Source organism: Vibrio sp. 1-Bac 57 (assembly GCF_037546855.1).
Classification (GTDB): domain Bacteria; phylum Pseudomonadota; class Gammaproteobacteria; order Enterobacterales; family Psychromonadaceae; genus Psychromonas.
This window is the reverse complement of sequence record NZ_JALAAC010000010.1, coordinates 1-23678: the sequence shown is the minus strand read 5'-3', so window position 1 is coordinate 23678 and position 23678 is coordinate 1. Positions and strand designations below refer to the sequence as shown.

Genomic DNA, 23678 nt, shown 5'->3' with positions numbered 1-23678 from the left:
TACTAATCCTATCAGCGTCTAATGTTACTTATAATAAAGACGGTAGACCGTATTGTTTCTCGAACATACCTACTGCTAACATAGCGATAAAACAAACCACTAATACTGAACCCGGTATAATAATCTTATCTAAAAATGACAGACGTTTAGCGCGTTCCTTATCTCCAATTAAACCGTTGTTATCTAATAACATGGTTAATGCCCAAGCAAGTACAGGATTAAACACTGCAGCAGTAAAAATACAAATACCAGCAGCTTGTGAATCCTTCGTATTTTTAATCATTTGCATACCTGCTTCTAGTAAAGGCAAGAATACACCAACTAATAAAGCAATACGCATTACTGGTGGCCATACTGCGATGTCCATTGGGAAGCCTAGAAATGCAATTAACATTACTAAGCTGCCTAATATAATTGAACCTGCTGGAATAGGGCGTTTAGCAATCGCCGCAGGGATCATATAAGTTCCCCATGAAGAGGTGATGTTACCACCACCCACTGCAGTACCAACCATTTGACGGACTGAACACATGGTCATCGTATCGTCCACATCCATTAATACATTTTCAGTCTTTTTTGGGTAGTTTAATTCTTGAAAAATACGGTGTCCTAAGAAGTCCGGTGACCACATCGCTACGGCTAAAATTGCAAAAGGTAATGAGGCAATGAAGTGTTCAAGGTTTGGTAAACCTAACATCCAACCTTCAGTAGTGCTTCCCCACCAGTAAACAGGGTTTAAATTAGGTAGTCCCATTTCTGTTTCGAAGGTTAGGTTAAAGCCTGCCCCGAGTGCTAGCGCGATCAATAACCCTGTAATTGCACAAGCTGGAATAGCTAACCAACGTTTGTTAATTTTTGCAAGGAAAGCATAAAGAATGATATTTGTTGCTAATACAACTAAGCCAACATATCCCATACTACCTGCTGCAACATCTGCAGATTGTAACCCTTTAGCCCAGTCTTGAACTTGACCTATTTGACTGAATGCACCAGTAAACCCAAGGAACACCAGTAACCCACCTGCTACGCCTTCTCCGGTTAAATTAACCAGTTTAGATCCACCTTTAAAGTAGCTGAGCAATAAACCAAATACACCGAGTAAGATAGCTAAAGCAAGTGGGTGAGCACCCGCTAATGCAATTGCACCGATTAACGGGATCATTGGACCATGGTTACCCGCTAGGTTGGCTTTAGGGTTAACAAAGCCCGAAGCAACAATACAAAATAAAAAGGCGGGGATAAGCATTTCAACTCGCGCCACTTCGATAGCAAAATCTTTACCTAAAGTGATGTGCGCCCATTGCTCTGTTAAACCATCAGCCCAAGACATCATTACCGCAGAGTACATTGCGATGATGCCGATGGTACCTGCTACAGCGGGTACTAAATCTTCCCATTCGAAGCGGAAATCTCGGCCGGGTAGATTTAACCCGTAACGGCGAGGTTTCATTATCTGTAATTCGTGATCCAAATAATCAGACCGTGTTGCAAACTCGCTTGCGGGTTTATGCAGCTCGCTATAGCTTTTAGTTTGTTTATCAGTTGGCATTGAGGAGGTACTCCCTTACTCTGGTTAAATTTAAAATTCGTTAATTTAGTGCTAAATAAGCGCTGATATCATTTTGTCAGCGGTTATGGAATGGGTTAATTATGCATCGATAATTTAATATAGCTTAGCTTAACCAAAGTGAGTAAAAAATCGCTTGATCTGGATCAGAAGAGTTCTCATGCTGAAATTAAATTACAAAAAAATGAGGTATTTCCATTAATACCCCGCTAATAACTTACTTATAGCCGTATTTTTGATAATTAATTGCGTATTTAACTTACATGATAGAGGAAAGGTGTAAGAAATATAGGTGTAAAACTCGAAATGCATAATAGAAGTTATAAAAAAATGTTGGCTTTAATAACTTCTATACTTGCTTATAGATTGATGTTCAGAGCCTATATTCCAATGCCTATATTTTAGGGCATAGCTTCGGAATTATATTTCAAGTTATATTTAGAAGTTGGCTATAGTAGATCTTGCATCTCTTCTAGTATTTGTAAGCACCAATCACTGATACGTTGGTCACTTAGTTCATATTGAGTATCTTCATCAATCGCTAATCCGACAAAATATTGTTTATCTTCGGTTAATGCTTTTGATGCCTCAAAGTCATATCCTTCAATGGGCCAATAACCGATGAATTTAGGATGTTGGGGTAATAATTTGTCGTGCAACATACCAACTGCATCAATAAACCACTCACTGTAACCATTTTGGTCACCCAATCCGAATAGCGCAACTATTTTGCCATTAACATTAAGGCCGTCGATTTGATCCCATAACTTACCCCAATCCTCTTGAAGTTCACCATAATCCCAAGTAGAAATGCCTAAAATAACAATGTCATAATCATTTATCTTGCTTAAACCGTCATCTTTTATGTTAAATATGTCTACTAATGATTCACCTAGCTCTGCTTGAATCTTTTCTGCAGCAATTTCTGTATAACAAGTACTAGAACCATAAAATAAACCGATTTTCATAAGTGACCTTTGAATAAAAATATAAGAGGCGCTAATTTACCGTTAAGGCCGTTGGAATGGAAGTATTAAGCATCGAACAATTTTTAGATTCACTTTGGTTAGAGCGTGGTCTATCAAAAAATACGCTAGACTCTTACCGCCATGATTTAAGTTTGGTGGAGGGATATTTACAAAAACAAGAAATCACCTTAAGTGAGGCCAGCGCTATTGATTTGAGTGATTATTTTGATGCACGTTTACAGGGTGAAATTGATTATAAGAATACCTCTACGGCACGATTAATGAGTGCGGTTAGGCGTTATTATCAATATTTATGCCGTGAAAAAATGCGCGAAGATGACCCAAGTGCAAAACTAGAAAGTCCTAAAATTGTCAAACCCCTGCCTAAATCATTATCTGAATCTGAAGTTGATGCATTACTTTCCGCCCCAGAGCTGAACGACCCTGTGCAATTTCGTGATAAAGCCATGTTAGAAGTTTTATATGCAACGGGGTTGCGTGTTACTGAATTAGTGGGCTTGACCATGGAAGAAATTAACTTACAACAGGGAGTGATAAGAGTCACTGGTAAAGGTAATAAAACACGCTTAGTGCCATTAGGAGAGGAGTCTGTTTATTGGCTAGAACGTTATATTGAAGAGATGCGACCGACTTTATTATCAGGCCAAAGTAGCGATGTCTTGTTTCCTAGCCGTCGTGGAACGCAAATGGTTAGACAAACCTTTTGGCATCGCATTAAATATTATGCACAGCTAGCGGGAATTGATAAAGAGGCGTTGTCGCCACATGTTTTACGCCATGCATTCGCAACACATTTATTGAACTATGGAGCTGACTTACGGGTCGTACAGATGCTATTGGGGCATAGTGATCTATCAACTACTCAAATTTATACTCATATAGCAAAAGATAGACTAAAAAGTTTACATAGTGAACATCACCCTCGCGCTTAGTCTCATAACTTAATATACATAATAAGAATGGCTGTAATTAACATTCACTTTATGTTTTAAGATAGGCATAATCGAGTACTATAATTTTATTTTCGGGAATTTATAATGTCCATATTAAAGGCTAAAAAAAGTGTAATCACATTCGTAGTGAGCATGTTGTTAAGTGCCAGTAGCTTTGCTGCCGTTTCAAATCAAGTCCATGATTTATTAACTAAAAAGCTAGAATCATTACAAGTCGATGCACAATCGATTACTGAGTCGCCTATTAAGGGGCTTTATGAGGTAGTGAGTGAAGGGGCGATCTATTATTTAAGTGAAGACGGACAGTTTTTAATCAGCGGTAGTATTTACGATACTAATAATGGAATGAAAAATATTACTGCTACCAAAGTATCTGACATTCGCCGCGAAAATTCAGCTGAGCAATTTGCAAAGATTAAAAGCTTCGAAAAAGACATGATTGTCTATAAAGCGGCTAACGAAAAATATGTTGTTACGGCATTTACCGATACAAGTTGTCCATATTGCCAAAAATTGCACGCAGAGATTGCCGATTATAATAAATTAGGTATCACTATCCGTTACTTAGCTTTTCCTCGTGGAGGAGAAAGATCTAATGCTTACCGTAAGATGGTTTCAATCTGGTGTGCTGATGACCCTAAGTCAGCAATGGACGATGAAAAAAGTAATCGCTCAATTAAATCATTATCTTGCGACAATACTGTAATTGATCAATACAATTTAGGTGTTTCACTAGGCATTACTGGTACACCTACTTTGTTTTTAGAAGATGGTACTGCGATGCCAGGTTACTTACCTGCAGACCGTTTACTTCAAGCAATACAAGAAAAAATTTAGACTAATACTTCTGCTATTGTCTATTTCATAATAAACTGCATTGATAATCCAATATCGTGCAGTTTTTTTATGTCTTCAGAAACACCAAAAACACAAGTTCAACAACGCCTTCAGCATGATACTAGCCTGCTATCATTATCTTGCTCTCCATTATTAACTAAGCTTTATGCTAACCGTGGCATTACTGCCGACAGCGAGTTAGATAACAGCACCAAAACACTCATTCATGCTAATCAATTGAAAGGTATGGCGACTGCTTGTGAGTTGTTATATCAAGCTTATTTAGATAGTAAAAAAATAATTATTGTGGGCGATTTTGATGCCGATGGTGCAACTAGCACCGCCTTGAGCGTTTTATCGCTTCGTGCTTTAGGGTTTCAACATGTTGATTATTTAATTCCTAACCGTTTCGATTATGGCTATGGTTTAAGCCCTGAAATTGTAGACTTAGCTGCGCAGCAAGGTGCTCAATTGTTGATGACAGTGGATAACGGCATTTCGAGTATTAGTGGTGTGGCTCATGCTAAAGATTTAGGTATTGAAGTATTAGTGACTGACCATCATCTTCCTGGAGAAGAAACACCGGTTGCCGATGCTATTGTTAATCCTAATCAAATCGGTTGTCAGTTCCCCAGTAAAAACTTAGCAGGTGTGGGAGTTGCTTTTTATGTCATGTTGGCGTTGCGTTCTTTGATGCAGGAAAAGGGCTGTTTCACCGATTTTGCTGCGCCTAATTTAGCTAACTTTCTAGATATTGTTGCGTTAGGCACCGTTGCTGATGTGGTTAAATTAGATGCAAATAATCGAACTTTAGTGCATCAAGGATTAGCACGTATTCGTGCTGGGTTCTGCCGACCGGGTATTAGTGCGCTTATTCAAGTGGCAAAACGCAATCAACAACAATTAGTTGCTACGGATTTAGGTTTTTCATTAGGGCCTAGACTTAACGCGGCGGGACGTTTGGATGAAATGAGCCATGGCGTTGAATTGCTGTTATGTGATGATTATTTACGTGCGAATACGTTGGCCTCTGAATTAGATGCACTAAATCTCTCACGCAGAGAGATAGAACAAAGCATGCAGCAGGAAGCGATGCTGAGCTTGCAAAAATTATCCATTGATCAAAATAACTTACCCTTGGCATTATGTTTGTTTGAGGCTGACTGGCATCAAGGTGTTATTGGTCTGGTGGCTTCTCGCATCAAAGAAAAATATTACCGTCCTACCTTTGCTTTTGCCCGTGCAAATGGCGGTGAGATCAAAGGTTCTGCTCGCTCTATTCCTGGCGTACATATTCGCGATATGCTGGACTTAGTTGATAAAACTCTGCCCGGCATTATTTTAAAGTTTGGTGGTCATGCTATGGCTGCCGGCTTGAGTTTGTTAGAAAAAGATTTTGATCTGTTTAATGATACGTTAAATGCCATTTTAAAAGCGCAAGTCGATGAGGATTTATTAAATAACGTCATTTTATCCGATGGACAATTATCCTCTGAGCAGTTTGATTTGAGTATTGCTCAAGAGTTGCGTGATGCAGGACCGTGGGGACAAGGGTTCCCCGCGCCTATTTTTGATGGTGTATTTGCATTAAAACAACAGCGAATTGTAGGGCAAAAACATTTAAAAATGGTGTTACAGCAGGGGGATAAATTAATTGACGCCATTGCCTTTAACATTGACCCTGAAGCTTGGCCTGATTTGTCAGTAAAAGAGGTTTTTTGTGTTTATAGCTTAGATGTTAATGAATTTAGAGGGCAGAGAACTGTGCAGTTATTAGTACAATTGTTACAACCAAAATGACCAGAATAATAGCAGCACTAATTTAAATGACATTTAACAGGGTTTAAGAGGCGATAATCAAAAGGTAAGTCATCACCTTTTGATTATTACACTATTATTACACTATTATTACATGACTATTACAACATTATTTAGACTCAAGTATTAAGTGCTAACTTACTATTATACTGCGCCCGGAAAATCCAGTTGGCGCCACGCTTCATAAACAAAAACAGACACCGCATTAGATAGGTTCATAGAACGGCTATCTGCTTTCATTGGAATACGTAATTTTTGCTGTAAGGGTAAAGCATCTAATATCGACGCTGGCAATCCTCGTGTTTCTGGGCCAAATAACAAAACATCACCATCTTGAAAATTTGCATTATGATGGTAGGTAGTTGTTTTGGTTGTACAAGCCAGTAAACGTTTACCTTCTATTACTTTTAAGAAACTATCAAAATCTTTATGCAAATGTACATTGGTCATCTCGTGATAATCTAACCCTGCACGTCTTACTTTTTTTTCATCTAAGTCAAAACCGAGCGGTTCAATTAAATGCAATACACAGCCTGTATTGGCACATAGGCGAATAATATTACCAGTATTAGGTGGGATCTCTGGTTCGTACAATGCAACTTCAATCATTTTTTTACTCTACTGTTATTGATATTAACGCCAATAAATAACTGATCAATTTATTTGAAAAAATAGTCTAGGATTTTGAGAAGCCTTCACAAAACGCCATAAAAGATAGGGAGTCATGTTTAAAGACCTTCTACTTGACGCTGACTACTTTTAACGTCTATTGGTGATCACTTTTTAACGTAATGGAATTTTATGAGCAATGATAAATGCAATAAGAGCGCTATTTATCTAAACTTGAATTCAAATAAAAGTGTACCACTTTACTGAGAATAATTAGATAGGATTAATAAAAGATTTTTGTTGATTCATAACTGCTATGTCGCAACAAGGGCAATTTTGCCCTCACTGGCTTAGCGCTGTTACAATATAATGTAATGGCGACTTTGTTACAGAGTATTGCATGGGGTGATTATGTTAATGTTCATTCACTGAAGGTGCGTCATTATCTAACCACATATAACCTCTGCCACGAAAGTTTTTTACCCTAATTTGACCATCTAAACGAGTAGGTAATTTACGACGTAAGTTACTTAAATGCATATCAATACTGCGGTCAAACTTTTGTAATTTTTTACCTAAAACCTGTTCACTTAATGCTGATTTTTCCAATAACTGACCGGGATTGGTTAAGAATTTTTCTAATAACAATAATTCAGTATTAGTAAGCTCAATGGTACGTTCTTGGCACAATGCTTGTTGTTGACTAGGAAATAATTCAATATCTAAATGTGATATTTTATTATCTGCATTGCCTTTTTTGTATTGAATTCGTCGTAACATCACTTTAATTCGACCGGATAAATCACGCTCACTAAAAGGTTTGGTTAAATAATCATCTGCTCCCATTCCTAAGCTGATCACATGTTCGGTTTGATCATTTTCTGCTGTCAGCATTAATACTGGGGTATCCGTTTTTTGTCTTATTAGTTTTAGCATCTCAAAGCCAGACATACGTGGCATTACCCCATCTAATATGATCAAATCGTAATCTTTTATTAAGAATTTGTTTAAGCCTTCCTCGCCATCGTAGGCTGTTTCAACAATGAAACCTTCGGAAGTTAAGTTTTTATCGAGTAAGGAAACTAACTCTTTATCATCATCGATTAATAATAAATTTTTCATTGTATAGCCTATGTAAATCGTGTGAATAGCAATATCAAGTAGCGAGTCTGCTTGAAGTGGCATTATTGTTATTTCAGGGAAAAGTAAGCTATGTTTAGCGTTTTATTTATTAAGATTTTTGTAAAAATGAATCTTAAACTTGGCTCTGCATATTTAAGTAAATCAATGAATTCAATAGATTGACTACACTATACCCTATAAAGAGGTATATTGTAGGTCTCTATTTTATATCTTGCACGTAAATGATTGAATAAATGATAATCTATTGAAGTAGGTCAACATAATTGCACTGATAAATAGGGGGAGTTTAATAAACTACAATATTTTCTATTTGTTAATGTGCCTGCTTAACCATGATTTTTTACCGGTTCGAATTAAGTGCAAGACTTGAAGTTAAAAGCGCAATATCTGAAGTTAAAAGCGCAAGCCCTCAAGTTAATCGTTTAAATTGAGTTATGTGTACTGCCTTTTCATTGTGTTGTCACTGCGTTTTGTTTATTAAATCTTAACGGGTATAATAGCCAACCAACACTTTTTAGAGCTGTAATCTTGTGAAAAAAACACAACAACCTGAAGAATATGCATACTTAGTAAAACGAGCGGGGCATGCAGCTATTGTTGCCGCCTCTTTATTGATTATTGTGAAGCTTGTTGCTTGGATGGTGACCGGATCATCAAGTATTCTTGCAGCGTTGACCGACTCATTAATGGATGTAACCACGTCTATTATTAACCTTTTTGCAATTAAGGTTGCCCTACAGCCTGCCGATAAAGAGCACCGTTTTGGTCATGGCAAAGCAGAAAGCTTAGCCGGATTAGTGCAAGCCGCGTTTATTTCTGGGTCTTCTGTTTTTCTGATGATTAATGGTATTTCAGCGATGATTAACAATCATCAAATTGTTGCTACTAATTTAGGGATCTCGGTGATGATCTTCTCCTTAGTTGTGACGCTTGCATTAGTTTTCTTTCAAAGTTATGTGGTGAAAAAAACCAACAGCATGGCGATAAAAGCCGATTCTTTACATTACCGAACTGATATTGTCCTGAATGGTGCGGTGTTATTAGCGATTGTTTTAGCCGGCTATGGTTGGGGTTGGGCCGATGGTGTGTTTGCCATTGCAGTGAGCCTTTATATTTTACACGGCGCATGGGAAATTGGCACACAATCAATTGATGCTTTGATGGATAAACAACTCCCTCAAGAAGATAATGAGCTGATCCTTAGATTGGCTTATAAAGTAGACGGCGTGCGTGGTGTGCATGATTTAAGAACACGCTCTTCCGGTTACATTAAATTTATACAATTACATCTAGAGTTAGATGATGGACAAAGCTTATATGATGCGCATAACAAAGCAGACAAGCTTGAGTTTGGCTTACAAGCCGCTTTTCCCGGTGCAGATATATTGATTCATCTTGACCCAATTTCTGTGGTACCGATAGAGAAACGAAATGAAGCAGTAAACATCGACGCACCGGTCTAGTACAGATATAAGATAGATATAGAACCGTATAACATTGATTTGATAGTTTAAGGGTGAAAAATGGAAGAAAAAATTAAAGATCTATGGAAAAAAATTAGGGAAGAAGCATGGGCGAGTTCGTCTAGTGAGCCTATTTTGGCTAGCTTTTTTCACTCTACCATTTTAAACCATAAAAACTTATCATCAGCATTAAGTTACCAATTAGCTAATCGCTTAGATAGCCGTACTATGCCGGGTATATTGGTACGAGAAGTGATTGATGAAGCCTTTGAGCATGATCCAAGTATTTTAGAAAGTGCGATGGCCGATATTCTTGCTGTACAAGATCGTGACCCTGCCGTGGAAGACTATTCTATTCCGTTATTATATCTAAAGGGCTTTCATGCGATTCAAATCCATCGTGTAGCACATTGGCTGTGGCAACAAAATCGCATTGCATTGGCATTGTATTTGCAAAATCGCAGTTCAGTTATCTTTGGTGTAGATGTACATCCTGCAGCGACTATTGGCAAAGGTATCATGTTTGACCATGCTACAGGCGTGGTGGTGGGTGAAACCGCGGTTATTGAAGATAACGTTTCAATCTTACAAGGTGTTACCTTAGGAGGCACAGGTAAGGAGAGCGGTGATCGTCATCCTAAAATTCGCCAGGGTGTTATGATTGGCGCGGGTGCAAAAGTATTGGGTAATATCGAAATCGGTATCGGAGCAAAAATAGGTGCAGGTAGTGTCGTTTTAGAAGCAGTGCCGGCTCATACTACCGTCGCAGGTGTACCGGCTAAAATTGTCGGTAGACCATCTTGTGATATGCCGTCGTTATCCATGGAACAGTGTTTGTGAATAGCTCGCTTACCCGTTATAAATAACGGGCTTGGAAAATTCAACCTTAAGTTGCTTAAACTCTAAATTGCTTAAACCCTAAATTGCTTAAATACTAATTATTTTGAGTCAACATACGCAAAGCGTGGTTGGCTTTTCCCCTCTATTTCGACATTTTCTACAAACATTGCCAAGGGTCTTACCCATAAATCGCCTTGTCCATATAAAGGTCGGTAAATGACCATTTCTTCTTCAGTTTCACTGTGAAAGGCTATTCCTTCAACTTGATAAAAGCTGCCTTTATAATGTTGGTATTTACCCATTTGTAATTGTTTTGACATTTTGTTACCTAAAAAATTAAAAAAATTGCAGATTAGACTAACATACTTCAACTTTAAAGAGGAATTGGCGGTTTTTTCCATAAAAATCAAAACAAAGGTTGAATAAGCGTCTTGGAATGCTTATTCTCGTTGCATTCCAGTTAACAACTACTTTGTATTAAGGGACTCCAAATGACATTTGAGCTATTAGAAAAATTAGAAAACAAAATCAACCAAGCTGTAGAGACAATTGCACTACTGCAAATGGAAATTGAAGAACTTAAAGAAGATAAAGTTAATCTAGCAAACAAAACTGAACAACTACAATCTGACAACGAACGTTTGAATGCTGAGCATCAACAATGGCAAGATCGTTTAAGCGCTTTAGTGGGTAAGATCGAACAAGCTGAAGAGAATGTTGAATAATCGATAATCGATTTTTTGGACTCTATTTAAAAACGAATAATTGTTTGATTAAATAACTGATCACAAGTTAAACGTTAAAAAGAAGCATTAAAAAAGCCCAATTAAATTGGGCTTTTTTGTGTCTATTACATTGCTAATTGCTACTTGCTACTTAATGCAAAGGGTAATAGATGCAAAGGTTAATTAATGTAAAGGCTATGCTCATTGTTTGGAGTGATTCTATGAGCCAATACCACTAACTAAAAACGCTAGAACACATCTTCTTCATCGGCATCTTCAGTTTCTAAAACTAAAGGCTCGGGAGAAATAACGATACCTGTACTATCGGCATATAAAAAGTCTTCAGGTAAAAAAGTCACCCCAGCAAAATTCACCGGAGAGTTAATTTCACCCACTTCGTTATCATCTGCACCGACTGGCATTGCAGTAATCGCTTGAATACCAATATCTAATTCTTCTAGTGTGTCTACTTCACGTACACAACCGTTAACTACAATACCTTCCCAACCATTTTCCACGGCTAAATCGGCAATATGTGCATTAATTAGGGCACGACGTAAAGAACCGCCACCATCAATCAGTAATACTTTACCTGCACCATTTTCTTCTAATGCTTTATATATTAAACCAACAGACTCAAAGCATTTAATGGTTACCACTTCCCCCGCAAAGGAGTTACGCCCACCAAAATTAGTTAATAGTGGTTCTGCGACGTCAATGGTATCAGCGTAGATATCACATAAAACAGAGGTATTGTATTGCATATGCATGCTCACTTTTAATGATGAAGTATAAGTTCAGTATAAACGTAACACACTCTATTTCAATCTTATTCTCTGATATTTGTCGAAAATTAGAGCAATCTTTTAAGTTAGTCTAATTCGTCAAAAGTACTACGTTCAAAGGACTTCTCACAGTAGTGACACTTTAGTTTTAAGGTGCTTTTTTGTTTAACATAAAAGCGTGTTTGAACCGGTTCATTATGGCTAATACAATTGCTATTAGGGCAGGCAAGTACACCAATAAATGAGCTTGGTAATTGCACCTGAAATTTATTAACCACTTTAAAATCTTTAATTTGATTAATGGTTGCATTAGGTGCAAATAAAGCTAATTGATTCGCTTGTTGATCATTAAAGAATGTATTTTCGATTTTAATTAAATCTTTACCCTGACCATTATGTGTTGCAAGGTTTAAACCGATGGTTATTTTTTCATTGGTCTGTGTAAATTTAAAAAACTTTAATATTTTTACACCTTGCTGTGCTGGAATATGGTCAATCACCGAACCGTGTTCAATTGCTTCTACTTGTAATTTCTTTTGCATCATAAAACCTTAAGCGTTTGCTTGAAAATGATTGCTTAATAATAAAGCAAGTAATGCTTGGCGTGCATACACCCCATTTTGTGCTTGCTGAAAATAATACGCATAGGGCGTCTCATCGACATCTATATTGATTTCATCAATGCGTGGCAAGGGGTGTAGGACTTTCAGGTTGTCTCTAACATTACCTAGCATGCTGGCATTTAATAAAAAAGCTGACTTCATATGCTGGTATTCTGTTTCATCAAAGCGTTCTTTTTGCACCCTGGTCATATATAAAACATCAAGATCATCGACCACTTCTTCAATGCTGCTGTGCAGAGAAAAATTGATATTACGTTCATTCAGCTCTTCGATAATATAATCAGGCATAGCTAACGCTTCGGGCGAAATAAAGTAGAAGTTACAATTAAATAAGGATAAAGCTTGCGCTAAAGAATGCACGGTTCGCCCATATTTAAGGTCGCCAACAAAGGCAATATTTAGATTATCTAAGGTTGCCTGTGTTTCATAAATGGTGAATAAATCTAAGAGAGTCTGCGTGGGATGTTGGTTAGATCCATCACCGCCATTAATTACTGGGATTTCAGTAAACTCAGAAGCTAAACGCGCAGCTCCTTCCTGTGGATGACGCATAAAAAAAGCATCCGCATAGGACGCAATAATTTTTACCGAATCGGCCAGTGTTTCACCTTTTTGTGCCAATGACGTATTACCACCACTATCAAATCCAATGACGCTGCCACCTAAACGTTGTACTGCTGTTTCAAAGGATAAACGGGTTCGCGTTGAGGCTTCAAAAAAGCAACTTGCGATCACTTTGTTTTTTAACAGTTCAGGTTGTGGAGTTTGTTTTAAGGAGTGGGCAGTTTGAAGGATTAGTTCTAGGTCTGAACGTGATAAATCAGCAATGGAGATAATATTTTTTTGATATAACGGATTATTCATTTTTTCACACTCATGTTGTCGGCCATGTTATTCGGATAAGTGAAGCAGATAATGGCAAAAATTATATCACTATCAATTGCTTTTGTTGTTATTAATCCTACTAAATTTTGATCGCATGGGTTGCTGATAAAGGTTATCCTCAAAATTGATTTTCTGGTTGAGTGGTTTGAGATGTTAAAAGTTTGTTTATTAATAATAAGTAATATTTTTTGTACAAGTGTTATCGCCCAAGAATGGCAGGATTTACAGGCATTATTACCAAAAGGTACTCAGGTTTCGTATTTAGTCATCGATGCAAAAACAAAAATTAAGGTCGCTTCTTTTCAAGAAGAGTCATTAAGAACACCGGCTAGTGTACAAAAACTTTTGACGGCGACTACCGCTAAGTTGTATCTGGGTGAAAACTATCGTTATCAAACGGTTATTAAAGGCGATAAAAAAGCGATTAAGAAAGGCCAATATCAAGGTGATATTAGCTTATATTTTAGTGGTGACCCAACTTTAACGCGGCAGCATATCCGTAAATTATTACGCGCTCTTAAAGCACAAGGGATCAATCGTATTAAGGGAAACTTCTTACTCAATAACAGTCAATTTAATGGTTATCAGTGGAGTGATGGTCAAGCATGGAACGACTTAGGTGTATGTTATACGGCACCAGCTAATGCCATCATTGTTAATAGAAACTGTGTGTTAGGTAATTTAAGTTTAGCCAGTGCAGATGCCACCAAAGCAACCCTGTTTATTCCAAGTTATGAGCCAGTGGAGATTAGTAGTGATGTGTCTGTTGTGTCTAAAGCACAACGTGCAGAGCAATTTTGCGCGCTAGAAGTAACTCGCAACAGCAATAATAATTATCATCTTTGGGGCTGTATGGTACCTAGAAAACGTGCTTTTCCTTTAGCCTTTGCGGTTACTGATCCTAATACTTATGCACAGCGGATCATTACAAGTGAACTGCAACAAGTAGGGATCTCGTTAACGGGAACAGTAAAAATTGATTCACAGGCGATAACTCCGGCGCTGAAACAAGATCCTGCATCGACGTTAGCGCTTTATCAATCACCTTTATTAGATGTGTTATTGCAACAAATGATGAAAGAGTCCGATAACTTAATTGCTGATAGCTTATTTAAAACTATTGGTGCTCATTATTTTCAGCAACCTGGTAACTTTCGTAATGGCTCTCAGGCGATGAAAGCGATCCTTAAAGAACATGGTATTGACCTTGAAAATGCTTATATAGCAGATGGCTCTGGTTTATCTCGACACAACTTAATGAGCGCCGAATTATTCATGTCTGTGATGAAATTTGTTTATGCACAGGATAAGCAATTAGGATTAATCAATAGTTTTGCTATTGCAGGTATTGACGGCACTTTAAAGTATCACCGTGGCGTTAATACAGCTGCACTTAAAGGTAAGGTGATTGCTAAAACAGGCTCCTTAAAGGGCGTTGCTAATTTAGTCGGACTTGTGAAAAGTGAAGCAGGGGATAGGTTATTTGTGTTAATGCTTAACGGATATAATCCAGAAAATAGCTCCGTGGACGCTAATATTCCTCGCCATCAAAAAGCGTCAGTGTATTTATTTGAAAAAGCCTTTTTTGAGCGCATTTTAGATTAATGTGTAAAGTTTTTTTACTGTGGGTTACTCAATCATCTGCATTGAGTAACCCATTCAAGCTATTTAATTGGGAACCACTTATTGGGTTTGCCTTGGCTGAATAAAACCACCCCAGTGGGTTCTGGTAACTGTTCTGAACTTGCTATTTTATGTGTTTTCAATGGATAGCTTAAACCGTCAAAATCTAACTGTGACCACTGTTGATCTTTTTTCGAGGCTAAGCTTTGCCATGAAAAATGCTGGCTTTTAGCAACCGTGATCGGTGCGTACACTCTGGATATACGGCTTGAAAAAACAAGGTTATCGTCCTTTGCTTCAAACACTATCATTTCACAGCCAGTGCTAGAGCACCAATCTAAAAAGGCGATAGCTTCATCTTGCCCATCTCCATTTAAATCGAACCTAACTGAACTAAATTTAGTCTGTTTAGGGTCGGTTCTATGAATTTTAAAATATTGACGTAATGCTGCTTGTACTTCCGTATCTATTTGCATTTTCGGCGCAATGTTTTGAGCGGTAAACTGACGCGTAATTTGTACAGTTTCATCTTCAGATAAACCAGCCTGTAAATTCATTTTTTTAAAGGTTAAAGGAGTTGCAAATGAAGTTTGTATATTACTTATATTAATCGCATTGCTTGAAATACTTAAACCACTTTGTTTGAATATGATTTCTTCTTGTATCGGTTGATCACCTTGCTGCGCGAGCATGACGACAACGTTGTCTGGTGTATTACTTTTCCAATAACCTGTTTTTATAATTTGGTAAGGTTTATTACCTTGTACGTATTCAGCACTATGATTTTCATTTAAGGTTAAATTAATTGCTGGGGATTGATTGGTTGCTGCTTTTAAGTAGTAACCTGCAAAGGTAGTAGAAGTTTCTAACCAACCTGGTTGGCCACAGCCGCTAAAGTGTCCATAAATAGTTTCTGCTTCAGTGATATACCCCCAATATTCTTTATCGTCAGACATATAACAATGCCCTGGTTGAATATTTAAAGCTAACTGTTGGCCTTCAGCATTGCTGCTTTTTAGGTGGTTAATTTGTGTTGCTTCGAAGTTAGCATTGCCTAATAGGTAAGATTGATTGCTGGCTTTTGTCGCAAAAAATAATTGGTTGTCGTGCATATTAATACGCCAGTAGGGATCTTCTCCTTTTGCTTTAAAACGAAAGGTATTAAGTGGTTTAGCGCATTGTAATGAAGATTGTGCTAAAGCCATATGGTGTATTCTATCAACACGCAATGCTACGGGATTTTTAGCACGTTTATTCGTCGTAAAGTTAATTTCACCTGCAAATTCAATATAAACAGGTTGTTGTGTATTGTTACTTATTTTTTTATAGATGGTCGCTAATTCAGTATCTGTAACAATAGTGTATTGCTGATCATCTTCGCAGGCTTGAAAATAAAATTTATTATTCTCTGTAGTCAGTTGTCCCCTAAAACTATTCTCTAATATGCTTGAAAATGCTTTATGAACGACTTCTTCTGTAAGTTGTGGTGTGCTTGTTTGGGTTTTATTTTGTGTTTGCGGCTGAGTAATAGTACATGCAGATAAAATGAGCGCAAAAGGAGCGGTAAAAAATAAAGACTGGAAAAAACGCATAATTGACCTCTGGCAGCATCTGCTGATAAAAATAAATAATGCATACTATAACAGGATGTTATCAGCACTCTTTAATTAACTTCGCATTTTATAGAAAAGTTAATTACCGAGTGCTAAAAAATCAATTGAGGTCGTTAGTGAAGATAAGAGTCACAGTTAAAATAGCCCTTAAGGCAAACTACTAATTCTTAACTGGCTAACTTAGCAATTTATTCATTAGAGGTAGAGGTGTCGTCTTCTTTTTTACCTTTTCCAGCCCAGCTTGGTTTACCCTTACCTTTGATAGTGCGATGACGTTGTTTACCCATTTCTAGTTTTTTCTTTTGGCGTCTTTCTTTTTGCTGGCGTTTCACTTCTTCTTCGCGAGCTTTGCCTTTTTTAGTGATTGGTTTTTTAGTCTTACGTACACTCGCTTTAGCTTCTTTATTTTGTGGGCGTAAACCTTTGATCACTCGGCGTTTTAAGATTTGGTCCGTATAACGCTCAACTTTTGCCAAAATATCAATATCATGTGCTTCGATAATTGACACCGCGGTACCTTTTTTACCACCTCGAGCTGTACGCCCAATACGGTGAACGTAAATGTCGGCACTACGTGGCATATCGTAGTTGATCACATGAGTAATATCAGGCACATCAATACCACGAGCCGCAACGTCCGTTGCAATCAGTATATTGGTTGTACCTTCTTTAAATTGACGCAATGAAAGGTTACGCTTTTCTTGATCCATTTCACCGCGTAAATAGTTACAAGGAATATTTAATTCAGCCAGTTGAGCGACTAATTGCGCAAGGCGGTCACGTGTTTTTACAAAAACAATCATCTTGTGAATTTGTTCGTGCTCTGGCTCTTGTTGTAATAGTGCCGCTAATATTTGTAGTTTGTGCTCAGGATTATCAGCAAGGTGGATATATTGTAAAATCTTGCCACTTTCTCTACGTGTCACTTCTGCATTTAATTGCACTGGGTTATTTAATACATCACGGGCGAATTCACGTAAACCTTTACCTTCAAGTGTTGCTGAAAATAAAGCGGTCATTTTACGCCAGCGTGCTTCACCAGCAATACGATCCATTTCTGCAATGAACCCCATGTCTAACATTCTGTCTGCTTCATCAAGGATCAAACATTCAACTTCACGACAATCAAATGCTTCAGCATCGATGTATTCCATTAAGCGTCCCGGCGTGGCAATGACAATATCCACTGAACCCATAATGATATCTTCTTGATCTTGATATGAAATACCACCGATAATATTGCCTGCAACCAGTTGTGTACCAGCGATTAATTGCTCTGCAACTTCACTGATCTGTACTGCTAACTCACGTGTTGGTGTTAAAACAAGAATACGTGCTGAGCCACCTTTACGACGTGGGTAGTCAATTAAGCGTTGTATCGCAGGTAATAAAAAGGCTAAGGTTTTACCCGTACCTGTAGGTGCACTCGCCATGATATCTCGTTCATCCATAGCTGGTGGAATAACCAACTTTTGGATACTAGTAGGGCGTGTGTGGCCCATCTTAGCAACGGCGTTTAATAAATGCTGATCAAGCTCGAGTGATGCAAATGACATGAATACTTCCAATACAATAAAACAAAAAGCGCATTATAAAGCAAAGATCATGTTTAGGGGGGAAATTGTCTATTAATTAACTTATTAGTTTAATTCAAGTGTTATGTAAGCAGGGAAGTGATACTAATTGAATAAAATGTCACTGTAATGGATCTTGAATTCAAGGTATGAGTCACTTTCTTAAGCTGATGTTGCCTTTTTCTGTTTCATTAACATAGTTGGTTGATCATGGTCGGTGCAATTTAAAGCTAATATTATAAATAGCAGTTTGTTATTCTGATCAAACTTAGCGAGACTGAGATAAAAACAGTGTAAACTTTAACTTTTTATAAGCGCTGTTATAGGTTTAGGCATAAGTCTAGCTATATGCGCCATTTGAATTGTTTGTTTTCTTTTATATTACGGTAAGGATTGTCAGTGTTTAATATTATTGCTCCGCTAGATAAAGTCACCTCTGAATTTGTTAATACACTGCAAGAAAAAATTGATTTTAAAACCAAACCTCAAGGCAGTTTAGGTTTATTAGAATCGATCGCATTTAAAGTCGCTTTATTACAACAAAGTTTAACACCCGTTTTTACCAAACCGAGTATCATTATTTTTGCCGCCGACCATGGTATTGCTGATCAAGGCGTGAGTTTATTTCCGCAGGTAGTGACGGAACAAATGGTATTAAACTTTTTACAGGGCGGCGCGGCAATCAACTGTTTTTCTGCACAACATGATATTGAATTGAAGATTGTGAATGCAGGAGTTAAAGCTGACTTTTCACATATAACATCTCCGCATTTTGTTGATGCGTCGATAGCGTTAGGTACCAAAGATTTCTCACAACAAGCGGCTATGACCAAAGAGCAATGTTTGCAAGCAATCAATCAAGGCGCCGAACTTGTTAAGCTACAACATAAGCAAGGTTGTAATGTTATTGGATTTGGTGAAATGGGGATTGCTAATACTACCTCAGCGGCCGCTATTATGGCCGCTATTCTTAATCTTACTGGGCAGCAATGTGCAGGAAAGGGCACTGGGATTGATCAACAAACCATCGCGATAAAAGCAAAGGTCATTGACCATGCTGTTGCTAAATATCAATTAAATGATGCCGATCCATTAACCGTATTACAAAGCGTTGGTGGTTTTGAAATCGCGATGATGGTGGGGGCGATGTTAAAAGCAGCAGAGCTTTCTATGTTAGTGCTTGTTGATGGGTTTATTGCCTCTAGTGCAGCCTTAGTTGCTAGTGAAATGCACGATGACTTTTTGCAATATACGCAATTTTGTCATCAATCAGAAGAACAAGCACATCAACTATTATTAACTGAAATGGGCGCGACGCCTTTATTACATTTAGGAATGCGTTTAGGCGAAGGTTCCGGTGTGGCGGTTGCTTACCCGTTATTAGTATCCGCGTTAACTTTTTTAAATGAGATGGCCTCTTTTGCCGATGCTGGTGTCAGTGATAGTGAGTAATCGCAGTTATTAAAAACAGGACAACCACAGTTAATAGAATAACAACAATTAACCTAATATACAGGGCATCAATTTACCTGGTATAAAGAGAAGCATCCGAATATGCAGATGAGAAAAGTATGAGGCAATTTTTTAAAAAACAATGGGTTTTATTTTGTTATGCGCTATCGTTTTTTTCTCGTTTACCTATCCCTAAAAAATTGGATTTTACTGCTTATCCTTTTCATCTAGGTAATGTGTACTTACCCATTATAGGGTTGATTTATGCACTTATTTGCTTGCTTGTGTATGCCCTGAGCCAATTAGTTTTTGACCCCAGTATCAGCATTATTTTAATGTTGTTAACGGGCGTGTTATTAACTGGCGGTTTCCATGAAGATGGTTTTGCCGATAGCTGCGATGGTTTTGGTGGCGGTTATAACAAACAACAACGCCTAGCAATTATGAAAGATAGCCAAATTGGTACCTACGGCGTTATAGGTTTAATCCTGTTATTGGCATTGAAGATCCATGTGTTAAGCCAGCTTATTAATCATGGCGCTAGTTTTTTTGCTTTGAGCTTTATAAGTGCCGCGGTATTAAGTCGATGCAGCGTACTGTGTTTAATGCAAAGTACAGACTATGCGCGCGAAGAATCGACTAGTAAATCAACGCAATCGTCACAACGTCTACCTCAACAATACTTACTTGCGGCCTTATTGATGGGAGCTGTTTCAATATTATGGATGCCGTTTTTTTGTTTATTATTAGTTTTTACCGTGGTGGTTATTAGCACCATCTTATGTCGCAGCTATTTTCAACAAAAGATACAAGGTTATACGGGAGATTGTCTAGGGTTTGTGCTGCAATTAAATGAACTACTTATTTTATTAATGCTGGTGGCTTATGTTTAAGTTGTTTGTTTCTAAGTAAGCTGTTTTTACATTACCTAAATAAGCTACGCCTGAATGTAAGATGATCAAAATAGGCCACAAAAATAACTGCTCATAAAGAATAAAGAATAAAGAATAAAGAATAAAAAATAGAGGTTAAGCGAGCATGGAAATAAAAAAAGACAGTAAGCAATCACTAACGCCTAAAGCCATGACCTCAAATCTATTGCCAACTTCTACTCCTATTTCAACATCGAGTTCTAATGCCGTGCCAGCTTCAATTGCTGCAACACTCAATCATCGTATCTTTCTTGTGCGTCATGGTGATGTTGATGTCCCGTCTGGTGTTTGTTACGGGCAGCTAGATTGCGCAGTCACGTCTTCATTTAATAAAGATGTACAAAAGCTAATTGATTATTTTCAAACCCATTGTTTGTTTTCGGAACATCAGCAACAACTCCAACACCAACATCATAAGGAACAAAAGCTAGACCTACCAATAATTATAACTAGTCCATTAAAACGTTGTGCTCAATTAGCTCAAGGGTTACAAACTTATTTTGATAACAATTATTCTGGACCAAAAGACCTAACTTCAAAAGGTTCAGCTTCAAAAGATTCTGCACCCAAAGACTCAGTATCTAAAAGTTCAGTACAAATAAATCAAGATTTTAAAGAGATCAACTTTGGACAATGGGAAGGGCAAAGCTGGCAATCCATTGGCCAAAAAAACATAGAAGAGTGGAATAATGATTTACTGAATTTTACTTTTCCAGGAGGTGAAAGTGCGCGTGGTTTTGACCTACGTGTCATAAAAGCATGGCATGCATTACAGCAAAAACTCGCAGAGCAAACTCAATCACAACAGGTGATCATTATTTGTCATGCTGGCGTTATTCGCTCTATTTTATCTGATTTTTTGCAAATTCCTTTACAGCATTCATTAACACTACAAATAGATAAAATGAGTGTCTCTAGTCTTAATCTTTTCCCCAACCAAACTGCATTATCACGTTGTACTGGTATTAACCGTCTGCTTTAAATACCTTGTTCGCTTCTTCGAAGTGTTATTGAGCAAACAAAAAATTAATGATTATGAGTGCTTATTGGTACTTATGAACACTTAAATGCAGAGACTTTTTATGTCATCTTGCTTCAGCCTTCAAACTTTTGTGTTAAAGCTTTGCTAACTATAGGTTGGCTGAGTGGGGCATATGTTAGAATCGCGCCAAAATTTATCGCTTCAATTTATTAATTACTTTAAGGAAAACGTAATGTTAAAGCAGCCTAAGGTCTTAAGTGTCATGCTGACGCTTTGTACTGTCCTATTTTCTTCCTCCCTATTAGCGAGTACTGGCGAGCATATTGATCTCACTTCACATGGTATTGGTTATGCAGCTGTTTTATTTTTTGCTATCGCTTACTGCTTAGTCATGTTGGAAGATGTGATCCACCTTCGGAAGTCTAAACCAGTGTTAGTTGCCGCGGGTATTATCTGGGGCATGATTGGGTTTTATTACTCTCAAAACGGCATGAGTCATGATGCTGAAGCAGCATTTCGTCATAATTTATTAGAATACGCAGAGTTGTTTTTCTTCCTATTAGTAGCGATGACTTATATTAACGCCATGGAAGAGCGTAAGTTATTTGATTCCCTACGTGCTTGGATGGTTAATAAAGGTTTCACGTTGCGTTTGATTTTTTGGTTAACGGGGATCCTCGCTTTTTTCATCTCACCTATTGCAGACAACTTAACCACCGCATTATTAATGTGTGCGATTGTCATGAAAGTGGGTGGTAAAAATACAAAATTTATCGCATTAGCTTGTATTAACATTGTTGTAGCCGCTAATGCTGGTGGCGCATTTAGCCCGTTTGGTGATATTACAACGCTAATGGTTTGGCAAAAAGGCATGGTTGAATTCACCACTTTCTTTGCGTTATTTGTTCCTTCCGCAGTTAATTTCTTGATCCCCGCCGTGATCATGAGTTTCTTCATCTCCAAAGAAGTGGCACAGGGTGATGGCGAAATTGTGCATATGAAGCGCGGTGCTAGACGTATCGTTGGTTTGTTTTTAGTGACTATTTTCTTTGCGGTAGCCGGGCATTCATTCCTAGGCATGCCACCGGTATTAGGCATGATGACTGGGTTAGGGGTTCTACAGTTTTTTGCTTTCTTTTTACGTAAAACACAAAAGAACCATTATGAATTTGCGCTTGAACACACCGTGGATAAAAAAGAGCATGAACGTTTACGTGGTCTAGGAGACGGTGCTCCCTTTGATATATTTCATAAAGTGGCTAAAGCAGAATGGGACACGCTATTATTCTTCTACGGGGTTGTATTATGTGTGGGAGGTTTGGGCTTTATTGGTTATTTGGGCATGATCTCCGAAGCTATGTACAGCAACTGGGATGCCACTTATGCCAATATTACCGTGGGTGTGTTGTCAGCGATTGTAGATAATATTCCTGTGATGTTTGCGGTATTAAGTATGGAGCCTGATATGAATACCGGGCAATGGTTATTGGTGACATTAACAGCAGGTGTTGGCGGCAGCATGTTATCCATTGGAAGTGCTGCAGGGGTTGCATTAATGGGACAAGCACGAGGAATTTATACCTTTGGTGTGCATCTAAAGTGGGCACCCGTGATTGCATTAGGTTACATCGCCAGTATTTACACGCATCTTTGGTTTAATGCCGTTTATTTTAATTAAGCCATATTTAATCTAGGTCAAGGAGAGCTTAAATTAATACCTATAAATGTATATTTTTATGAGTTGTTTAACTTACAATAGCTTTCAATAGTGTGACCTAATGCGAAATCCCAGTTACTTTTACTAAAAAGTAACTGTTAATCGTTAAGTGCAAAATTAATTTGGGTCTACTATTAACTGCAAAGTTAAGTTAAAAGTTAGTTTTTGAAAAATGAAAGAATAATGAAATTAAAGGTCAATATAAAATCTATTTTTATTTGTGTTTTTATAATTTCCTTGCCATTTCATGCGCTTTGAAAGGTTTTTTAAAAAAAGTTGAGTTTATTTCTTTTCTTTTATTATAAAAGAACTACTCTAAACGAGGTAATAAAATAAGACGGCTGATAACAGCCTGTCTCACTCAACTTATATTGCTATCATTCTTGTCAACGCAGATGCTGGTGCTAATGTAAAACTGAATGGTTAGAAAATGTATGTTCATAAAATGATTGTTTACCCCTACTAAAAACAAACAATGATTTAACAAATTTAAGGATATAAAAATGAAAAAAGTACAACAAGGTTTTACATTAATCGAACTATTAATC

Annotated in this window: 22 protein-coding genes; 12 read left to right on the top strand and 10 right to left on the bottom strand. The window is 37.6% G+C overall.

What is annotated here, in order from left to right:
* Positions 1-28 precede the first annotated feature (28 nt).
* Together MT391_RS08595 and fldB are read right to left on the bottom strand one after the other, a co-directional pair.
* Positions 29-1549 carry a DUF3360 family protein gene (locus MT391_RS08595; protein ID WP_166372256.1) on the bottom strand — a complete coding sequence of 507 codons (1521 nt, stop codon included), beginning with the start codon at positions 1547-1549 and terminating at the stop codon, positions 29-31.
* Positions 1550-2016: 467 nt separating this feature from the next.
* Positions 2017-2535 carry a flavodoxin FldB gene (fldB, locus tag MT391_RS08590; protein ID WP_166372257.1) on the bottom strand — a complete coding sequence of 173 codons (519 nt, stop codon included), beginning with the start codon at positions 2533-2535 and terminating at the stop codon, positions 2017-2019.
* A 56-nt stretch (positions 2536-2591) separates the two neighbouring features.
* Here fldB and xerD point away from each other — a divergent pair, with 56 nt between their 5' ends.
* The 3 genes from xerD to recJ all read left to right on the top strand — a co-directional run bounded on the left by xerD (position 2592) and on the right by recJ (position 6146).
* On the top strand, positions 2592-3488 hold the full coding sequence (gene xerD / locus MT391_RS08585) for a site-specific tyrosine recombinase XerD (RefSeq protein ID WP_166372258.1): 897 nt from the start codon (positions 2592-2594) through the stop codon (positions 3486-3488).
* A 105-nt stretch (positions 3489-3593) separates the two neighbouring features.
* The gene (gene dsbC, locus MT391_RS08580) at positions 3594-4346 is read left to right on the top strand and encodes a bifunctional protein-disulfide isomerase/oxidoreductase DsbC (RefSeq protein ID WP_299667223.1); all 753 of its coding nucleotides are present in this window, start codon (positions 3594-3596) and stop codon (positions 4344-4346) included.
* A 69-nt stretch (positions 4347-4415) separates the two neighbouring features.
* The gene (gene recJ / locus MT391_RS08575) at positions 4416-6146 is read left to right on the top strand and encodes a single-stranded-DNA-specific exonuclease RecJ (protein WP_499497592.1); all 1731 of its coding nucleotides are present in this window, start codon (positions 4416-4418) and stop codon (positions 6144-6146) included.
* Positions 6147-6308: 162 nt separating this feature from the next.
* Here recJ and trmL read toward each other — a convergent pair whose 3' ends face one another.
* Together trmL and MT391_RS08565 are read right to left on the bottom strand one after the other, a co-directional pair.
* Positions 6309-6773, bottom strand: a complete 465-nt coding sequence (gene trmL / locus MT391_RS08570; protein WP_499497590.1) for a tRNA (uridine(34)/cytosine(34)/5-carboxymethylaminomethyluridine(34)-2'-O)-methyltransferase TrmL — start codon at positions 6771-6773, stop codon at positions 6309-6311.
* A 414-nt stretch (positions 6774-7187) separates the two neighbouring features.
* Positions 7188-7895, bottom strand: a complete 708-nt coding sequence (locus tag MT391_RS08565; RefSeq protein WP_499497588.1) for a response regulator — start codon at positions 7893-7895, stop codon at positions 7188-7190.
* Positions 7896-8446: 551 nt separating this feature from the next.
* Here MT391_RS08565 and MT391_RS08560 point away from each other — a divergent pair.
* Both MT391_RS08560 and cysE read left to right on the top strand, forming a co-directional pair.
* Positions 8447-9379, top strand: coding sequence for a cation diffusion facilitator family transporter (locus tag MT391_RS08560; RefSeq protein WP_499497586.1), 933 nt, complete (start codon positions 8447-8449; stop codon positions 9377-9379).
* Between the two features lie 60 nt (positions 9380-9439).
* Positions 9440-10219, top strand: a complete 780-nt coding sequence (cysE, locus tag MT391_RS08555) for a serine O-acetyltransferase (protein WP_499497584.1) — start codon at positions 9440-9442, stop codon at positions 10217-10219.
* Between the two features lie 98 nt (positions 10220-10317).
* Here cysE and MT391_RS08550 read toward each other — a convergent pair whose 3' ends face one another.
* Positions 10318-10539, bottom strand: coding sequence for a DUF1653 domain-containing protein (locus MT391_RS08550; RefSeq protein ID WP_499497582.1), 222 nt, complete (start codon positions 10537-10539; stop codon positions 10318-10320).
* Between the two features lie 171 nt (positions 10540-10710).
* On the opposite strand from MT391_RS08550, the gene MT391_RS08545 reads away from it, so the two are divergent.
* Positions 10711-10944 carry a cell division protein ZapB gene (locus MT391_RS08545; RefSeq protein WP_166372266.1) on the top strand — a complete coding sequence of 78 codons (234 nt, stop codon included), beginning with the start codon at positions 10711-10713 and terminating at the stop codon, positions 10942-10944.
* Positions 10945-11192: 248 nt separating this feature from the next.
* Here the strand turns inward: MT391_RS08545 and rraA are convergent, their stop codons facing one another.
* The 3 genes from rraA to pyrB form a co-directional block, all read right to left on the bottom strand.
* The gene (gene rraA / locus MT391_RS08540; protein ID WP_166372267.1) at positions 11193-11708 is read right to left on the bottom strand and encodes a ribonuclease E activity regulator RraA; all 516 of its coding nucleotides are present in this window, start codon (positions 11706-11708) and stop codon (positions 11193-11195) included.
* Positions 11709-11815: 107 nt separating this feature from the next.
* Positions 11816-12271: an aspartate carbamoyltransferase regulatory subunit gene (pyrI, locus tag MT391_RS08535; protein ID WP_205963075.1), complete on the bottom strand. Its 456-nt coding sequence runs from the start codon at positions 12269-12271 to the stop codon at positions 11816-11818.
* Between the two features lie 9 nt (positions 12272-12280).
* A complete protein-coding gene (pyrB, locus tag MT391_RS08530) occupies positions 12281-13216 on the bottom strand; it encodes an aspartate carbamoyltransferase (RefSeq protein ID WP_499497579.1) in 936 nt (311 codons plus the stop codon).
* Between the two features lie 171 nt (positions 13217-13387).
* On the opposite strand from pyrB, the gene dacB reads away from it, so the two are divergent.
* The gene (dacB, locus tag MT391_RS08525; RefSeq protein ID WP_499497578.1) at positions 13388-14842 is read left to right on the top strand and encodes a D-alanyl-D-alanine carboxypeptidase/D-alanyl-D-alanine endopeptidase; all 1455 of its coding nucleotides are present in this window, start codon (positions 13388-13390) and stop codon (positions 14840-14842) included.
* Between the two features lie 59 nt (positions 14843-14901).
* On the opposite strand, the gene MT391_RS08520 is transcribed toward dacB, so the two are convergent.
* Both MT391_RS08520 and srmB read right to left on the bottom strand, forming a co-directional pair.
* A complete protein-coding gene (locus MT391_RS08520) occupies positions 14902-16452 on the bottom strand; it encodes a COG3650 family protein (RefSeq protein ID WP_499497576.1) in 1551 nt (516 codons plus the stop codon).
* A 209-nt stretch (positions 16453-16661) separates the two neighbouring features.
* Positions 16662-18029: an ATP-dependent RNA helicase SrmB gene (gene srmB, locus MT391_RS08515; protein WP_499440607.1), complete on the bottom strand. Its 1368-nt coding sequence runs from the start codon at positions 18027-18029 to the stop codon at positions 16662-16664.
* Between the two features lie 417 nt (positions 18030-18446).
* Here srmB and cobT point away from each other — a divergent pair, with 417 nt between their 5' ends.
* The 5 genes from cobT to MT391_RS08490 form a co-directional block, all read left to right on the top strand.
* Positions 18447-19499, top strand: a complete 1053-nt coding sequence (gene cobT, locus MT391_RS08510) for a nicotinate-nucleotide--dimethylbenzimidazole phosphoribosyltransferase (protein ID WP_499497574.1) — start codon at positions 18447-18449, stop codon at positions 19497-19499.
* A 119-nt stretch (positions 19500-19618) separates the two neighbouring features.
* Positions 19619-20392: an adenosylcobinamide-GDP ribazoletransferase gene (gene cobS, locus MT391_RS08505; RefSeq protein ID WP_499497572.1), complete on the top strand. Its 774-nt coding sequence runs from the start codon at positions 19619-19621 to the stop codon at positions 20390-20392.
* A 145-nt stretch (positions 20393-20537) separates the two neighbouring features.
* Positions 20538-21413: a histidine phosphatase family protein gene (locus MT391_RS08500; protein ID WP_499497571.1), complete on the top strand. Its 876-nt coding sequence runs from the start codon at positions 20538-20540 to the stop codon at positions 21411-21413.
* 232 nt (positions 21414-21645) lie between these two features.
* Entirely contained in the window at positions 21646-23091 is a 1446-nt protein-coding gene (gene nhaD / locus MT391_RS08495) for a sodium:proton antiporter NhaD (protein ID WP_499497570.1), read from the top strand.
* Between the two features lie 542 nt (positions 23092-23633).
* The coding region (locus MT391_RS08490; protein WP_499497672.1) for a prepilin-type N-terminal cleavage/methylation domain-containing protein at positions 23634-23678 on the top strand (45 nt) is incomplete at its 3' end.

Coding starts and splice junctions, on each gene's coding strand:
- MT391_RS08595 (WP_166372256.1), bottom strand. CDS start 1,549: ATGCCAACTGATAAACAAACTAAAAGCTATAGCGAGCTGCATAAACCC.
- fldB (WP_166372257.1), bottom strand. CDS start 2,535: ATGAAAATCGGTTTATTTTATGGTTCTAGTACTTGTTATACAGAAATT.
- xerD (WP_166372258.1), top strand. CDS start 2,592: ATGGAAGTATTAAGCATCGAACAATTTTTAGATTCACTTTGGTTAGAG.
- dsbC (WP_299667223.1), top strand. CDS start 3,594: ATGTCCATATTAAAGGCTAAAAAAAGTGTAATCACATTCGTAGTGAGC.
- recJ (WP_499497592.1), top strand. CDS start 4,416: ATGTCTTCAGAAACACCAAAAACACAAGTTCAACAACGCCTTCAGCAT.
- trmL (WP_499497590.1), bottom strand. CDS start 6,773: ATGATTGAAGTTGCATTGTACGAACCAGAGATCCCACCTAATACTGGT.
- MT391_RS08565 (WP_499497588.1), bottom strand. CDS start 7,895: ATGAAAAATTTATTATTAATCGATGATGATAAAGAGTTAGTTTCCTTA.
- cysE (WP_499497584.1), top strand. CDS start 9,440: ATGGAAGAAAAAATTAAAGATCTATGGAAAAAAATTAGGGAAGAAGCA.
- MT391_RS08550 (WP_499497582.1), bottom strand. CDS start 10,539: ATGTCAAAACAATTACAAATGGGTAAATACCAACATTATAAAGGCAGC.
- MT391_RS08545 (WP_166372266.1), top strand. CDS start 10,711: ATGACATTTGAGCTATTAGAAAAATTAGAAAACAAAATCAACCAAGCT.
- rraA (WP_166372267.1), bottom strand. CDS start 11,708: ATGCAATACAATACCTCTGTTTTATGTGATATCTACGCTGATACCATT.
- pyrI (WP_205963075.1), bottom strand. CDS start 12,271: ATGCAAAAGAAATTACAAGTAGAAGCAATTGAACACGGTTCGGTGATT.
- pyrB (WP_499497579.1), bottom strand. CDS start 13,216: ATGAATAATCCGTTATATCAAAAAAATATTATCTCCATTGCTGATTTA.
- dacB (WP_499497578.1), top strand. CDS start 13,388: ATGTTAAAAGTTTGTTTATTAATAATAAGTAATATTTTTTGTACAAGT.
- MT391_RS08520 (WP_499497576.1), bottom strand. CDS start 16,452: ATGCGTTTTTTCCAGTCTTTATTTTTTACCGCTCCTTTTGCGCTCATT.
- srmB (WP_499440607.1), bottom strand. CDS start 18,029: ATGTCATTTGCATCACTCGAGCTTGATCAGCATTTATTAAACGCCGTT.
- cobS (WP_499497572.1), top strand. CDS start 19,619: ATGAGGCAATTTTTTAAAAAACAATGGGTTTTATTTTGTTATGCGCTA.
- MT391_RS08500 (WP_499497571.1), top strand. CDS start 20,538: ATGGAAATAAAAAAAGACAGTAAGCAATCACTAACGCCTAAAGCCATG.
- nhaD (WP_499497570.1), top strand. CDS start 21,646: ATGTTAAAGCAGCCTAAGGTCTTAAGTGTCATGCTGACGCTTTGTACT.